Annotated in this window: 17 protein-coding genes and 8 tRNA genes; 11 read left to right on the top strand and 14 right to left on the bottom strand. The window is 66.9% G+C overall.

The features are described 5' to 3' along the window. Positions 1-37 precede the first annotated feature (37 nt). Positions 38-238, bottom strand: a complete 201-nt coding sequence (locus FB561_RS05500) for a hypothetical protein (protein WP_145803679.1) — start codon at positions 236-238, stop codon at positions 38-40. 59 nt (positions 239-297) lie between these two features. Then, positions 298-381 (bottom strand) — tRNA-Tyr (locus FB561_RS37725). A 126-nt stretch (positions 382-507) separates the two neighbouring features. Here FB561_RS37725 and FB561_RS05495 point away from each other — a divergent pair. From FB561_RS05495 to FB561_RS05480, 4 genes are read left to right on the top strand one after another with little or no spacing between them, the layout of a single operon-like run. After that, complete coding sequence (locus FB561_RS05495; protein WP_145803677.1) at positions 508-708, top strand: hypothetical protein; 201 nt, start codon at positions 508-510, stop codon at positions 706-708. 7 nt (positions 709-715) lie between these two features. After that, entirely contained in the window at positions 716-1,234 is a 519-nt protein-coding gene (locus FB561_RS05490; RefSeq protein WP_145803675.1) for a DUF6879 family protein, read from the top strand. Between the two features lie 31 nt (positions 1,235-1,265). Further along, positions 1,266-2,075: a helix-turn-helix domain-containing protein gene (locus FB561_RS05485; RefSeq protein WP_238334665.1), complete on the top strand. Its 810-nt coding sequence runs from the start codon at positions 1,266-1,268 to the stop codon at positions 2,073-2,075. A gap of 44 nt (positions 2,076-2,119) precedes the next feature. Further along, the gene (locus tag FB561_RS05480) at positions 2,120-2,311 is read left to right on the top strand and encodes a hypothetical protein (protein WP_145803671.1); all 192 of its coding nucleotides are present in this window, start codon (positions 2,120-2,122) and stop codon (positions 2,309-2,311) included. Between the two features lie 48 nt (positions 2,312-2,359). On the opposite strand, the gene FB561_RS05475 is transcribed toward FB561_RS05480, so the two are convergent. From FB561_RS05475 to FB561_RS37710, 9 genes are all read right to left on the bottom strand, one after another. After that, positions 2,360-2,448 (bottom strand) — tRNA-Ser (locus FB561_RS05475). A 46-nt stretch (positions 2,449-2,494) separates the two neighbouring features. Further along, the gene (locus tag FB561_RS05470) at positions 2,495-3,691 is read right to left on the bottom strand and encodes an RtcB family protein (RefSeq protein ID WP_145803670.1); all 1,197 of its coding nucleotides are present in this window, start codon (positions 3,689-3,691) and stop codon (positions 2,495-2,497) included. Between the two features lie 36 nt (positions 3,692-3,727). Continuing rightward, positions 3,728-3,800: transfer RNA gene (locus FB561_RS37720), tRNA-Gln, on the bottom strand. 31 nt (positions 3,801-3,831) lie between these two features. Continuing rightward, complete coding sequence (locus FB561_RS05465; protein ID WP_145803668.1) at positions 3,832-4,278, bottom strand: HNH endonuclease; 447 nt, start codon at positions 4,276-4,278, stop codon at positions 3,832-3,834. 94 nt (positions 4,279-4,372) lie between these two features. Beyond that, positions 4,373-4,448, bottom strand: a tRNA-Leu gene (locus FB561_RS05460). Positions 4,449-4,475: 27 nt separating this feature from the next. Continuing rightward, a tRNA-His gene (locus FB561_RS37715) sits at positions 4,476-4,552 on the bottom strand. Positions 4,553-4,554: 2 nt separating this feature from the next. Then, positions 4,555-4,628 (bottom strand) — tRNA-Arg (locus FB561_RS05455). A gap of 90 nt (positions 4,629-4,718) precedes the next feature. Further along, positions 4,719-4,794 (bottom strand) — tRNA-Pro (locus FB561_RS05450). 231 nt (positions 4,795-5,025) lie between these two features. Then, a complete protein-coding gene (locus FB561_RS37710) occupies positions 5,026-5,169 on the bottom strand; it encodes a hypothetical protein (RefSeq protein WP_170284583.1) in 144 nt (47 codons plus the stop codon). A 182-nt stretch (positions 5,170-5,351) separates the two neighbouring features. On the opposite strand from FB561_RS37710, the gene FB561_RS05445 reads away from it, so the two are divergent. Together FB561_RS05445 and FB561_RS05440 are read left to right on the top strand one after the other, a co-directional pair. Then, positions 5,352-6,140 carry an SDR family oxidoreductase gene (locus FB561_RS05445; RefSeq protein ID WP_145803665.1) on the top strand — a complete coding sequence of 263 codons (789 nt, stop codon included), beginning with the start codon at positions 5,352-5,354 and terminating at the stop codon, positions 6,138-6,140. A 131-nt stretch (positions 6,141-6,271) separates the two neighbouring features. Then, positions 6,272-6,344, top strand: a tRNA-Thr gene (locus FB561_RS05440). Positions 6,345-6,620: 276 nt separating this feature from the next. Here the strand turns inward: FB561_RS05440 and FB561_RS05435 are convergent. Then, a complete protein-coding gene (locus tag FB561_RS05435; RefSeq protein ID WP_238335133.1) occupies positions 6,621-7,904 on the bottom strand; it encodes an IS256 family transposase in 1,284 nt (427 codons plus the stop codon). Positions 7,905-8,084: 180 nt separating this feature from the next. On the opposite strand from FB561_RS05435, the gene FB561_RS05430 reads away from it, so the two are divergent. After that, positions 8,085-8,297: a hypothetical protein gene (locus FB561_RS05430; RefSeq protein WP_145803663.1), complete on the top strand. Its 213-nt coding sequence runs from the start codon at positions 8,085-8,087 to the stop codon at positions 8,295-8,297. 79 nt (positions 8,298-8,376) lie between these two features. After that, on the top strand, positions 8,377-9,471 hold the full coding sequence (locus FB561_RS05425) for a zeta toxin family protein (protein ID WP_145803661.1): 1,095 nt from the start codon (positions 8,377-8,379) through the stop codon (positions 9,469-9,471). Positions 9,472-9,840: 369 nt separating this feature from the next. On the opposite strand, the gene FB561_RS05420 is transcribed toward FB561_RS05425, so the two are convergent. After that, positions 9,841-10,161, bottom strand: a complete 321-nt coding sequence (locus tag FB561_RS05420) for a hypothetical protein (RefSeq protein ID WP_202880547.1) — start codon at positions 10,159-10,161, stop codon at positions 9,841-9,843. A gap of 110 nt (positions 10,162-10,271) precedes the next feature. Here FB561_RS05420 and FB561_RS05415 point away from each other — a divergent pair, with 110 nt between their 5' ends. Then, positions 10,272-10,769 (top strand): DinB family protein, encoded by a 498-nt coding sequence (locus tag FB561_RS05415; RefSeq protein WP_145803656.1) that lies wholly within the window; start codon positions 10,272-10,274, stop codon positions 10,767-10,769. A 75-nt stretch (positions 10,770-10,844) separates the two neighbouring features. Here FB561_RS05415 and FB561_RS05410 read toward each other — a convergent pair whose 3' ends face one another. Next, the gene (locus tag FB561_RS05410) at positions 10,845-11,759 is read right to left on the bottom strand and encodes a LysR family transcriptional regulator (protein ID WP_170284582.1); all 915 of its coding nucleotides are present in this window, start codon (positions 11,757-11,759) and stop codon (positions 10,845-10,847) included. A gap of 118 nt (positions 11,760-11,877) precedes the next feature. On the opposite strand from FB561_RS05410, the gene FB561_RS05405 reads away from it, so the two are divergent. Both FB561_RS05405 and FB561_RS05400 read left to right on the top strand, forming a co-directional pair. Continuing rightward, complete coding sequence (locus FB561_RS05405) at positions 11,878-13,062, top strand: MFS transporter (protein WP_145803651.1); 1,185 nt, start codon at positions 11,878-11,880, stop codon at positions 13,060-13,062. Next, positions 13,059-14,300: a hypothetical protein gene (locus FB561_RS05400; protein WP_145803648.1), complete on the top strand. Its 1,242-nt coding sequence runs from the start codon at positions 13,059-13,061 to the stop codon at positions 14,298-14,300. Before FB561_RS05405 ends, FB561_RS05400 begins: the two co-directional genes overlap by 4 nt. Positions 14,301-14,311 lie beyond the last annotated feature (11 nt).

Raw genomic sequence — 14,311 nt, 5'->3', positions numbered from 1 at the left:
GCGCCGGGCGGGGTTGGTGAGTGGTGGGTGACCGGTCCTACTCGTCGACCGAGACCACCCGCACCCAGTCGGAGCAGTCGGCCTCACACCAGACGTGGTCCCCGGCATGCGCGATCCGGTCCCGCTGCACATGCCCACAGGCCAGCGTCACGCGGCGCATCGCGTGCCCCTGCTGCACCGGAGCACCGGTCCGCCCGCCCGGAATCCTCTTCCCCTGCTGCAATCTGAGGTCGGCCATGGCCGGTCCCCCTCTCGTCTCGAATGGTGTCGGCACCGGCCCGTCCTGGACCGGTCGCGTGCAGAAGACAGGACTCGAACCTGCCCAGCCCGAAGGCAACGGGTTTACAGCCCGCCCCACCTCCCCACCGGTGGCGCTTCTGCGTGGCAGAGGCCGCGTCATGGGAGACTCGGCCCAGCAACAACTAGCAACAACCTTGGACCGCAACAGTTGGGAACCTCAGACTCGGTGTCAGCAAGTTCGAGCAACGCAACAGACAAGGGAGCAGCATGAGACTCACGTACGTAGCCGGTGACCCGGAGTCTGTCCCGCAGAACTCGCCGACGCTCTACAAGACCGACCGGGGAAGCTGGGTCGTCCAGGGATGGGTGGTGACCGACCCTGACGCACTCGCAGCGCTGAACCTCCCGGAGGGCGAGACGGCAGTCGAGATCCCGGACCGCATGATTCCGCTCTTCACGCAGCCGTAGGACGTTCGTGGAACAGATCACCGAGCAGGAGTTGACGGAACTGACCGGCAGCTTCCAGCGCAGTGCCGTTCATCTTGAGACTCGGGATGCTTACGGCACCGAGGTCGAACTGCCGTACATGGCCAAGTGGGCGGCAGGTGAACCTGACGACCTCGAGTGGATGCAGGAGTGGTGCCGGAAGATGCGGAGCCATGTTGATGCCGGTCGGACTGTACGAAGGGCGAAGATCGTCTCGGAACCGCTGAGCGACTACCAGCGGTGGACCCAGGCGATCATCGGCCCGATGGTGGACGCAGGCGAGGACATTCGGTGGGTGCCTCGCAGGCTGACCTCACCGATCTGCATCCCCGGCAACGACTACTACCTGTTCGACGACGAGCGAGTGGTCTTCCTCCATTACGCCGGATCCGGCGTGAACACTTCGTTCACGACGACCACCGATGTGGCCGTTGTCGAGATGTGTTCTGTGGCCTTCAAGAAGGTCTGGGCACTGTCAGTCCCGCACCGTGACTACAAGCCCGTCTGACGCTGCCAGAAAGGCGCGAGAAGCCCTCGGCTTGCGCCTGCGGGAGATACGGAAGGACGCCGGGCTGACCGGTCGTGCGCTGGCAGCCGCGACCGGTTGGCACTTCACGCGCATCTCGAAGATAGAGAACGGGGCGCAGAGCCCCACCGACCAGGACCTTCGCACGTGGTGCGGCTTCTGTGCTGCCGAGGAGCAGGTGCCGGACCTCATCGCTCAGGCGCGGGCGGTCGAGTCGATGTACCTGGAGTTCAAGCGGCAGGCTCGCGCAGGCTTGAAGCAGTTCATGCTCGCGCCGGTGCCGTTGTACGAGCGAACCGAGCGATTCCGCATCTACGAACACCACGCCGTCCCGGGTCTCTTCCAGACCGCGGAGTACATGCGGGCGATGCTCAAGTTCTGGTTCGGCTTCCTCGACACACGAAACGACATGGACGAGGCAGTCGAGGCGCGCATGGTCCGCCAGGGGGTCCTCTACCAGAGCAGCAAGACCTTCTCGGTCGTACTCGAGGAGGCAGCGCTCTCTACCCGCTTCGGCGGTTCCGAGACGCTTGCTGGGCAGCTGGACCGGCTGCTGTCGGTGATGAGTCTGCCGAACGTGTCCATCGGCATCGTGCCGAGGAACGCCGAGCGCGACGTGATCGGGCAGGCGGGCTTCTGGATCTTCGACGACAAGCTCGTCAGTCTGGAGACCCCGACAGCGAGTATCGAGGTCACCCAACCTCAAGAGGTCTCGCTCTATGCGCGGATGTTCGATCATCTGCGACGGCCGGCACTCTACGGACGAGACGCCCGAAGAATCATCGTCGGTCTCCAGAACGAACTCTCGGGGAGCAACCAATAGCAACTCTGTAGCTGCTGATCGCGAAGCGCTTCTACGGTTCGAACATGGCATCAGGAGCTGCTTCTCACCTCACGGTGGAGTGGGGTGGCGAACCGAACGACACCGGCTGGCCCGCGATGCGGCCGACCGACCGCTGTGACGGCGAGAATCCGATGACCGGGAGCGCCTGTGTGAACGGGCACCACAAGGGCTATCACCGTGACGTGTCCGGCGCGGAATGGCTCGACGACGAGTGACCATCGCAAGCTCATCAGCCTGAGAGAGCTTGTCAACAAGGGAGTTTGCGGTGAGAGCGAGATTCGAACTCGCGGACCGGCCGGGGCCGATCGACGGTTTAGCAAACCGCTGCCCTTGCCAGCAGGCGGATCTCACCCAGACCGGCCGCCCGTCGTCTCCCCTGAGGACGACGGGCGGGCGGTTCAGCCCTTGACGCAGATGATCTGCTTCAGGTGGGCGACGACCTCGACGAGGTCGGACTGCGCCGCGATGACGGACTCGATGTCCTTGTACGCCGCCGGGATCTCGTCCAGCACACCGGCGTCCTTCCGCGACTCGACCCCGGCCGTCTGCGCGACCAGGTCGTCCACGGTGTACCGCCGCTTCGCCTCGTTGCGGCTCATCCGCCGGCCTGCCCCGTGCGAGGCCGAGTAGAACGAGCGCTCCGAGCCGAGCCCGCGGACGACGTACGAGCCGGTGCCCATCGACCCCGGGATCAGGCCCAGGTCGCCGGACCCCGCCCGGATCGCGCCCTTGCGGGTGACGAGCAGGTCGTGGCCGTCGATGGTCTCCTCCGCCACGTAGTTGTGGTGGCAGGAGATCGGCCGCTCGAACGTGATCTCGTGCTCGAACGACTCCCGCACCGCCTGCATCACCAGGGCGAGCATCACCGCGCGGTTCCGCGAGGCGTACTCCTGCGCCCAGCCGAGGTCGCGACGGTACGCGTCCATCTGTGGCGTCCCCGCGAGGAAGACGGCGAGGTCACGGTCCGGCAGGTCCGCGTTGTGCGGGAGGTCCCGCGCGATCCGCATGTGCCGCTCCGCGAGCTCCTTGCCGATGTTCCGGCTGCCCGAGTGCAGCATCAGCCAGACCCGGTCCTCGTCGTCCAGGCAGACCTCGATGAAGTGATTGCCGCCGCCGAGCGACCCCATCTGCTGATGCGCCTTCTTCTCTCGGTCCTGCACGCCGTCGTGCAGGCTCGTGAACGCACCCCACAGCCGGTCCCACGCCCGCGGGTCGAGCCCGAGCCGCCGGATGCTCACCGGGTACTCGTGCGCCCGGAAGCCGACCGGTACCGCCGCCTCGATCCGGGAGCGGATCGCCGACAGGTCCTCCGGCAGGTCCGCCGCGGTCAGCGACGTCAGGACGCCTTCCATGCCACACCCGATGTCGACCCCGACCGCGGCCGGCGACACCGCCTGCTTCATCGCGATCACGGACCCTACGGTCGCGCCCTTGCCCAGGTGCACGTCCGGCATCACGCGGACGCCGTGCACCCACGGCAGCGCGGCGATGTTCCGGAGCTGCTGCAGCGCCTGCGCACCAACCTCGTGCTCCTGCGACCACATCAGAGTGGAGCTCTTCGCCCCACTCAGCGCGACCGGGTACTGAACGTTCATCTCCCCACTCCTTCGTCATTGGTTGTGATGGCAGAGCTGCCAGGGCAGGGCTCGAACCTGCGGGACCTCGGGTCAGAACCGAGGGTGGGACACCGTCGCCCACCTGGCACCGCTCCGACGCGGCACCGGTGGGCGTCGCGTCAGAGTGCTATCTCCGCACGGGAGGGGATCCACGGCTGCCACAGCAGCGGCATCCCCGCCTCTTCGGGCGTACGGCAGCCCTTCTTCTCGTTGCAGGAGGCGTGCGCCGCCACCGCGTTCAGCCACTCGCCGCGTCCGCCACGGGACCGCGGTACGACGTGGTCCATGGTGGTCGCGCCGCGCCGGCCGCAGTACGCGCAGGTGTACTTGTCCCGCTTCAGGACACCGGCCCGCGTGTACTGCAGGCGGCCGGTGGCGTACCGCCACTTGGTCACGACGTAGCGGACCAGGCGGAGTACCCGGGGCAGAGGAAACGGACCGATGTGGGCGCCGTCGTGCGCTTCCTCGACGACGGCGACCTCGCGGACGAGCATCCGGATGGCGTGCTGGATCGACACGACATGCAGCTGTTCGTACGAGGCGTTGAGCACGATCACACCGCTCATGGTGGTTCCTCCTCTCCTCCAGTGTGCCCCGACCGGTACTGGTCGGGGCGGGTCGTCCGGTGCGTCCGTACGGCGGACCGGTGGTTGCTGCTGGTGGTGCGGCTCCAGGGATTCGAACCCCGAACCTGCCGGTTCTGAACCGGCCGCCTCTACCGTTGGGCCAGAGCCGCTGAACCGGCCGCGAAGAACGGCCGGCGTGGGGTGTCCGGCGGGACTCGAACCCGCTTCCGCCGGGGCCACGTCCCGGTGCATCGCCCACTTCTGCTTCGGACACAGCACGCCCGGCAGGACTTGAACCTGCAACCCCCTGCTTCGTAGACAGGTGCTCTCTCCGGTTGAGCCACGGGCGTTCGTACCCCGCGCCGGATGGACTGCGGATTTCCGGCGCAGGGCAGCTTCGTGGCGCCCGCTCGGCCGGTAGCTGACTTCCCGCGGGCGCCTGGTCGAGCTGGAGAGATTCGAACTCCCGATGTCCTCATCCCAAATGAGGTGGCCTGGCCGCTGGCCTACAGCTCGTCGCTCCCGGGTGCCTCGACGGCACCCGGGAATTGCAATGGCATATCCAGTTGTCAATTCTTCGATTCGCCGTCCGTAAAAGGCGAAAAAGCATCGGTGGAAGGAGTCGAACCCTCATGACGCGGGTTTGGAATCCGGTCCGCAACCAATGCGCACCGACGTGGGGTGAGAAAAGAAAAACCGCCCGGATCGGGGTGTCCCGACGGGCGGCTCCTGGTGCGATCGCGCAGATCACACAGGGGGACCGCCGTACCTCGGGCTCAGTTCGGCCTCAAGCTGGTAGCCGAACAAGTGCTGGTGTCCGGGTCGCAGGCAGGCCGGCACGACGAGACGCTCGATGCGCCACGCTTTCCGCCAGTTCTGCTTGCCGGTCACGATCGTTCTCCTTGGTCTGAGTGTCTTGCGGGCAATAGTTTGACCCGAAAGCACAGTAGAAGTCAACGAATTTCCTGGGTCGTCTTATTCCGGCGAAATTCCCGGTGCCGGACGCGAGGTGCGACGGGGTGCCGGCGGCGCTGGTTCCACGGATTGTCGGTGGGCTGTGCTGGGATGGACCGATGACTGTTCTCGTACTCGGTTCCACCGGATCGACCGGACGACGCGTCACCCGTCAACTGCGCGATCGTGGCCTCACGGTCCGCGCCGCGTCCCGGCACGGCGACGTCGCGTTCGACTGGACCCGCCCGGAGAGCTGGGCCGCGGCCGTCGAGGGCGTCTCCGCGATCTACGTGATGGCGCCCGACGGTGTCCCGGTCAAACCCGCGTTCCTGGACCAGGCGGTCGCCGCGGGCGTCGAACGGCTCGTCCTGCTCTCGACGATGCACCCCGAGGAGATCGGCGACCACCGCCTCGTCGCCGCCGAGTCCGCGGTCCGCGCCGCCGGTACGAGCTGGACCGTCGTCCGCGCGCACTGGTTCGACCAGAACTTCGACGAGGGCTTCTTCCAGCCCGCGATCCAGGCCGGCGAGCTCGTCATCCCCCTCGCCGACCAACGCCAGGCCTTCGTCGACGCCGAAGACATCGCCGCCGTCGCCGTCGAAGCCCTCACCGGCGACGGCCACCACGGCGCGACGTACGAGGTGACCGGCCCCGACGCCCTCACCTTTGGAGAGGCGGTCGCCATCATCGCCAAGGTGACGGACCGTGACATCAGCTACCAGGGGACACCAGAGGCATACCTGGCCACTCCGGGCGCCGACCAGGCCATGCTCAACTACTTCACCAACCAGCTGACCCTCGGCGACTCGACCCCCACCGACACCGTCGAACGCCTCACCGGCCGCCGCGCCATCCCCTTCGCCGAGTACGCCGCGGCCGCCGCGAAGACCGGCGTCTGGACCCCGTAGAACCAGACCTGCCGAGCCGGTCCACCCGCTCATCCAGGCTCCCCGAGGTGACCTGCACCACCCGACCCCCGAATCCGATTCGGAATCCACCCACCCTTCCCGCTACACTCTTGCCTCGGCTCCAGAGCCACGCCGCCTTAGCTCAGTCGGCAGAGCGTCTCACTCGTAATGAGAAGGTCGTCGGTTCGATTCCGACAGGCGGCTCCGCAAGAAAGCCCAGGTCAGAGCGTATGTCGCTTCGACCTGGGCTTTCTGTTCCACCTGACCGCACGCCACGGTGCGACAGTTCATCGATCGCCATCTCACCGACGCAAAGCTCGGCATCAACCATGCATCAACTACCGCAGCCAAACCGACAAGCACATCATCCCCTGCATCGGTCAACAGAAGGCGCGCGCAGTCGATGCCGACGTCGCAGACTCCTGCTACTCGGAACTGCGGGGTCTGTCAAAAGAACGGTGTAACTCGGGTTGAAGAAGGTTAGTTACGGCCAGTGGTGAGCCGGCCCTCGAAGGCGATATCGAAGGCGTTGAGTGCGGGTTTCCAGCGCATGGTCCAGCGTTTGCGGCCGTTGCCGGTCGGGTCCAGGCTCATGATCGCGAGGTAGACGCACTTGAGTGCGGCTTGCTCGTTGGGGAAGTGGCCGCGGGCCTTGACCGCGCGTCGGATCCGGGCGTTCACGGACTCGATCGCGTTGGTCGAGCAGATCACCCGGCGGATCTCGGGATCGAAGGCCAGGAATGGAACGAACTCGGCCCAGGCGTTGTCCCACAACCTGACGATCGCCGGGTAGCGCCCGCCCCAGGCCTCGGTGAACTCGGCGAACCGTTCCTTGGCGCCGGCCTCGGTCGGTGCTGTGTAGACCGGCTTGAGCGCCTTTGCGATCGCGGCCCAGTGCTGCCGGCCGGCGTAGCGGAAACTGTTGCGGAGCAGGTGCACGATGCAGGTCTGGGTGATCGCCCGCGGCCACACGGTGCCGATCGCGTCCGGCAACCCGGCCAGCCCGTCACACACCACCATCAAAACATCCGCGACGCCGCGGTTCTTGAGCTCGGTCAGCACATGCAGCCAGTACTTCGCGCCCTCGCCGCCGTCACCTGCCCACAACCCGAGAATGTCGCGGTGACCCTCACAAGTCACCGCCAACGCCACATAGATCGGCCGGTTCGACACCTGCCCATCGCGGACCTTGACGTGGATCGCGTCGATGAACACCACCGGATACACCGGGTCCAGGGGCCGGTTCTGCCACTCGACCATGCCCTCGACCACCTTGTCGGTGATCGTGGAGATCGTCTGCCGCGACACCCGCGCCCCATACACCTCGCCCAGATGCGCCGAGATCTCACCGGTAGTCAGACCTTTGGCCGACAACGAGATCACCATCTCGTCCACCCCCGACAACCGCTTCTGCCGCTTCGCCACGATCCTCGGCTCGAACGACGCCTCACGATCACGCGGCACATCGATCTCGACCTCGCCAACATCGGTCAGCACCGTCTTCGAACGCACACCATTGCGCGAATTGCCCGTCCCGCGGCCGGCCGGATCGTGCTTGTCATAGCCCAGGTGATCGGTGATCTCGCCCTCGAGCGCGGATTCCAGCACCCGCTTGGTCAGCTGCTGCAACAGCCCGCCCTCACCGGTCAACTGCAGCCCGCCGGCCCGGGCCTGTCCCACCAACTGCTCGACCAGTTGCTCATCCAGACCATCCAGCCCCGACCCAGGCCCCGGCTCCTCAGCATGCTCCACGTCAGCCATCATCTCGGTCATCAGATCTACTCCCACGATTGGGAGTTACACCGAACTTTTTACAGTCCCGAACTGCGGCGTTGCGGTTCGCCTGAAGTGGTTCCGGGCAACGGTGTTGTGCCTCTCGCCGCTTGTAGGCTGCCGTTCGTGGAGATCGGGCGGTGGTCACCGGCGGAGGTTGTGAGATACGAGGTGGCCGGTGATGTTGTTCATGCGCTGTCGGCGCTGTGCACGGCGCGGATGTCCGAGGTGTCCGATCCGCGGGTGATCGAGCATTGGCGTGGCATCGCCGCGGACTGCGATCGTCGGTGGCGTGAGCTCGACCCCGGCGATGTCCAGGCGGTGGAGGCGTTGGTCGCGGAGTGTCGTGACCTGGTCCGTACCCTGACCCAGCAGGCGCGGTGACACCGAGACCGGTGGCTGGCCGGCTTGGCGGGTGGGCGGGGGTCACCGGGTGAGGTTGGGGGGAACGAGGTGGCCGGTGATGTCGTTCCTGCGCTCGCGGCTGTCGGAGCGCGATATCCAACAGATCTTCGATCGGGAGATCGCGCCGCGGCTGATGGCCGGGGTCGGTCGCCCTGAACAGCCCTGGCTGCTGTTCGTGTTCGGTCAGCCCGGTTCCGGCAAGACGACGGCTCAGCGTCAGGTCCTCGAGCGGATCGGGCCGGTCGGTGCGGTGATCGCGGACACCGACTCGCTCAAGTCCTATCACCCCGGATACGCCGACCTGTTGGTCAAGGACGACCAGACCGCGGCGCTCGTGGTCGCGCGAGCCTCCAATGCCTGGACGAGGATGGCGATCGATCTGGCCGAGCGGCACCGCGTACACCTCATCCGTGAGGGCAGCTACGCGCCCCGGAACGAGGCGACGCGTTTCGCCGCCGCCGGGTACACCGTTGAGGCCGACGTGATGGCTGTTCCGGCGGCGATCAGCAGGCTGAGCGTGCTGCTGCGCTATCAGCTGATGCGCGACGAGCTGGGTTTCGGCCGACTGGTACGAACCGGGACCCACGATCGCGTGTTCGAAAGCCTGCCGCGGATCCTGGCCGACAACGACCATCGCAAGTTCATTCCACAGGTGCGGCTGCACCGCTGGGGCGGCGAGACCATCTACGCTGATCGGCTTGACGCCAACGGTGAGTGGCAGGACCCCACGGCCGCCCGCGCTGTGCTGGAGACCGAGCGAAACCGCGAGCTGACTGCGGCCGACGCCACCTGGTTCACCGAACAGTTCAACGCCCTCAGCCGCTCCCTACCACCAAACCTCCGCGCACAACTGCCTCAGATCGCCGCGCTGGCCCGCCCACTCGGAATCGATCTGGCCAACACCCCGACGCCCGATCAACGCACTCGCAGCACGCCGCACGCCGTCAAGCACACCAAAGGGTCCACGCCGGCAGCACCGAAGCCGGCATCAACAGCGAGGTTCATCAGCGCCGGGCTCGCACCAGCCCACCTCGCCACCACCACGCCCAGCCCAGGCACCGAGCAGGCCGGCGAGAAACCACTGAGAAGCAGTCCAGCAACTATCCCCACGCAGACACGAACCGGCGCAACCATCGATCCACCGACGAGATGACGTCCCGGCGGACCGTAGCGGCCATGATCGTGTGATGTCGCAGGACACCGGTGACGGTTCTGTGTCAGGACATCGGTGACACTTTGGGGGTTCTTGGTGGTGGCACTTCCGCACTGAGGCTCGGGCGGTGGCTGCCGACCAGCCGCCGGGGCGCGTACGGCGACGGCCCGCCGCTCACCACAGCCATGTCACGCCACGTCCACCCAGATACCCGTTGTTCTCCTACAGCAAAGCGTTACGGTCGACTCCTGGCGTATCCATCGCTCAATAGCAGGTCCGGTCGTCTGGCTGCCTCTCGTCACCCGCGCCTGCCAAGCTCCGAGTTCTTCGCGGCCCGAGAATCCGGGAACGCCGTGTCCGCCGGCACATTCACTCCAGCTGACTCTGGCGCTCAGCCCCTGTAGCGAAGTACCGGTCCAGGTACGACTCGGCGTCGAGCGGACTTGTTCGTAAGAGGCTGAACACCTCCGCGCCATCCGCCACTGCATCGGATAGGACGTAGCCCTGCGCCAGGCCGACGTACTCGGCATCGATGCCGGCGGCGTACTCCTCGGCCTCCGCCTCGGCGCGGACGATGGCCGTGTCGGCATCGCGGGCGTGCCAGAGAGTCACGCGTTCCTCGTAGACCTGGCTGCCTTCGATCGTCAGCCGAAAGACACACCGAACCGCGACCCAACCGCTCGATTCCACAGCCATACGCTGCCACAGCAGGAGCGGCCCAAGCACCCAACGATCACTCGGACACCAACATCCCAAGCCGCCTTGAGCCGTGGTCAGTGGGGCGAAATAGGGTTTCGCCCATGGCTGACACTGAACTGACGACGCTGCTCGGCGTCTTGAACAGCAAGCGTGAGCATGTCCTGGGGATCTTGGAGGGGCTGGACGAGGAGGCGCTGCGGCGCCCGGTTCTACCGTCCGGCTGGACATGTCTTGGGCTGGTGCACCATCTTGCGCTGGACGACGAGAAGTTCTGGTTCCGCGCGGTTGCTGCCGGGGAGCAAGCAGCGATCGACGAGATCCTCGGGTCCGGGGAGAACGCGTGGCAGCCCGCTCCGGAGAAGACAGCTGAGGAGGTCTTCGCTCTCTACCGCAAGGAAGGGGAGCTCGCCGACACCTTCCTCGCCGGGGCCGACCTGGAGGCGGCCCCGAGCTGGTGGCCGGACTTCTTCGGTAACTGGCGCCTCGACAACCTGCGCGAGGTCGTCCTGCACGTGATCACCGAGACCGCCACCCACGCCGGCCACTTGGACGCCGTGCGCGAACTCATCGACGGCAGGCAGAGGCTGGTTCTCCTCTGACGGGCAGGTCGGCATCTCGGTTGGCTCGCGCATCTCTCGGTACCGTCGGGACGCCCGCGCCGATGGTTGTGCCGTTCATCCGGCGGTGGCGGCGAAGGCGAGGATTCGGGGGTCTTCGCGGCCGGTTCGCCAGATCAGGCCCAGGGGGAGGGGCGGGAGGTCCTCGATCGGGCGGAACACGAGGTCGCCGCGGATCACGTTGCCCTGGGCCGCGCCGTCCGTGGTGAGGTGGACGACATCGGTGCGGGCGATCAGGTCTGCGGCCTCGCTGAGCGTGTGGCACAAGGCGCCGACCTTGGGGATCGGTCGGCCCGAGGGCGTACGGGCCGGGATGATCATGTCGTAGGTGGCGTCCGACAGGCCGGGGTTGCGGACGAAGTTCGGGAAGCCGTACTCGGCCAGGTCTTCGAGGGACACGAAGTCCCGCGCGGCGATGGGGTGGCCGGAGCGCATCACCACGAACCTTTGTCGCCGGTCGATGACAGGTCCCAAGGTGAGCTGGGGGTCCGCGACGATGTGCCACCAGGCGAGGATGTCGATCTCACCGTTGGTCAACGGCGTGAACGGTTCGACCAGTGGCAGTTCCCTCAGGGTGACGTTGCACTCCGGATGGTCGTGAGTGAACCGCTCGACGAGGCGGGTCAGCGCTGCGAGGGCGGTGGTCGCGGTGCAGCCGACGACCAGTTCGCCGGAGAGGCCACCCGCGATCGCGCGAGCGTGCGTGATCGCGTCGACCACGCTGGTGTAGGCGGGCCGCAGTTCGGCCAGGAACGTCATTCCCAGCGGCGTAAGACTGACGGTGCGGCTGGTCCGTGCCAGGAGTGGACCGCCGACGCGATGCTCGAGGGCGGCCAGGGTGCGGCTGACGTGCGGCTGCGAGAGATACAGGCGTTCGGCGGCTCTCGCGAAGTGCAGTTCCTCGGCGAGTACCAGGAAGACGTGCAGTTCGCGGGCGTTGACGTCGCTGAACGAGGCTTTGCGCAGGTCCACGGTGACCCCCCGGGTGGCGCGATGTCTGATCCCCGACCAGGATCGATACCTGTCACACATTGAACCATGCCGGTCTGGGCATTGTTGGCCCTGACGGCTCCTGGCCAGACTCCTTGGCATGGCGAGACAACCAGTGAAACCGGATCCGGCGCAGATCATCCCTGGTACGGATCGACGCGCTGTGCTCGCGTTGGGCTTCGGCGCGTGCGCGATCGGCTTCTGCGAGCTCGCCGCGATCGGCGTTCTCGGCTTGGTCGGTGATGACCTCCGCAGCAGCGTGGCCGCCACCGGATACATCGTCACCGCCTATGCCCTCGGTGTCTGCGTCGGGGGGCCGCTCCTGGCCGTCGCGACCGCCCGGATGGATCGACGGAGCGTCCTGTTGGCTGCCTTGTCTGCCTTCGTGGTGGCCAACGTGGCCACCGCCGTGGCGCCCAGCCTCGCCTTCCTTGTCGTGCTGCGGTTGGTAGCCGGTTCCATCCATGGGCTCTACGTCGGCTTTGCGACCTCGCACGCCGCGGCGCTGGCGGCCCCGCATCGACGAGGTGGCGCCGTGGCGTTGGTCTTCGGCGGCATCGCGGTGGCGACGGTACTCGGTGCCCCGCTGGGCAGGCTCTTCGGTGAGGCACTCGGTTGGCGCGCCGCGTTCTGGGTGGTCGCTGCCGTGTCCGCGGTCGCGCTGATCGTGGTCGCCGGGGTCGTACCCTCGGTGCGGGAAGCCGTCGGCGCGGAGGTGACCGGGACGCTGCGGGCCGCGATGTCCCCACGGGTGGTGGCGTTCCTCGGCTTGATCCTGCTGGTGATGGGCGGGGTGTTCAGCCTCTACACGTATGTCACAGAGTTCCTGGAGCACCGCACCGGCACGACCGGCGCCGGGGTCAGTGCCGTTCTGCTGGCGTTCGGCCTGGCCAGCGCGGTGGGCACAATCCTTGGGGGTCGTCTCGCCGACAGGTCCGCGGTGGCGACGATGACCATCGGAGCGGGTATCGCGACCGTGGCATTGGGCGCGCTGGCCGTTGTGGGGTCCTCTCCGGTCGTGGTTACGGTCTGTCTGGTCGTATGCGGGCTCTCCGCGTTCGCCTACATTCCGGCTTTTCAGCTCCGTCTGATGAGCCTGGCTGCGCCGGCCACGGATCTTGCGGCGACCCTGGGAGCGTCGGCCGCGAACGCCGGCATCGCGCTTGGCGCCGTTGCGGGAGGCGCCGCACTGGCCCGTGGTACCGACGCACTTGTGGTGGTTGCCTGCGCCCTCTGCGCGGCCGGGTTCATCGCCACGTTGCTTGTCGGCAGGCCCCGTCGATGACCTCTGTCTGGTTCGGGCGCTTCCTGCTGGCCATGCTGGCGCTGCCCACCCTCAAGTCAGCTTTGGGCGTGGACGGTGGAGCGGTGTTCCAGATCCTCGCTGTCGAGGATCTCGGCGCATCACCAGCGGCGATCGGCACTGCGCTGGGACTCGGAGTGGTCTCCGTGCCGATCCAGATCTGGGCCGCCCGCATGCCGATCTCTGTCTCGCAGCGCAACCTGATCGCCTTCTTCGGGGTTGTAGCTGCCGCAGCCGGGCTACTCGCCGTGATGGTGTTCCTTGCACGGTCTGGGACCGTCGCCACGGCCATCGTGGTTGTCGGGCTGAGCGTGACGGTGGTCGCGGAGCTGGCGGTGTCGGTGCTGTTCGCGACTTCGTGGCAGCCGTTGCTGTCCTTGACGCTGACGTCCACCCAGCGCCAGAACGTCAACTCGCGGGGGCGCGCAGCCGGCAGCGCGGTACTGGTGGCGGTGCTGCTGCTCTTTGGCGCAGGGGACAGTGCCGTCCGTGTCGCCATCCTCGTCGGTGTCATGATCACCGCCTGCGCCATCATGCTGATGCTGCGGAAGTTGCCGATGCCTGGACCCGGCAACGACGCCCCGGTGACCGTCGGCGAAAGCACCCTGAGACCCCTCGCTGGCCGAGGCGGTGTGCCCCGGGACGTCGTTCCCCTGTTGGTCTTTACCGGCTTCGCGGTGGCGTCCGCGTGGCCCTTGTTTCCCGTCTACGCTGCCAAGGTGTTCTGGCCGTCGGCCGACCTTGGCGTCATCGGCGCGGTCGAGATCGGCGTCACGATCGCTGTTGCCGCCCTCTGGCGACCGACAGCAGGCAACCTCTTCGGCCGCGCTCGGGTCTCGGTGGCCGCCCTTGTGGTCGTCGCCCTCTGCTTCGTCGGACTTCCCTCGCCCGAGGGCTCGGGCATCGCCGGGATGGCAACCCTCGCGCTTTTCGCCGTGGCGGTCGCCTGCCGCGATGTCGCGCTACTGGCAATGCTCGAACTGGTCCATCGCGCCGTGGACCGGCGCACGTCGGTGCGGACCCTGACCATCCTGGACGTCGTCGAATCGACGTCGCTTCAGGCTGCTCTCTTCGCCGGCGGACTCATGATCACGTGGAGCGCTTCGGTCAGTCTTGGGGCGACCGATCCCTACCGGCTCTACGTCCTCGCGATCACCGTTGGTGCCGCGATCGCGTTCCGGGGCGCCCAGAAACGCCGGACTACTCCGGTGGCGGCTTGACCTGGAGCGCG

It is taken from the genome of Kribbella amoyensis, assembly GCF_007828865.1.
Classification (GTDB): domain Bacteria; phylum Actinomycetota; class Actinomycetes; order Propionibacteriales; family Kribbellaceae; genus Kribbella; species Kribbella amoyensis.
The sequence above is the reverse complement of the archived record's forward strand: the minus strand, read 5'-3'. Positions and strand labels throughout refer to the sequence as shown.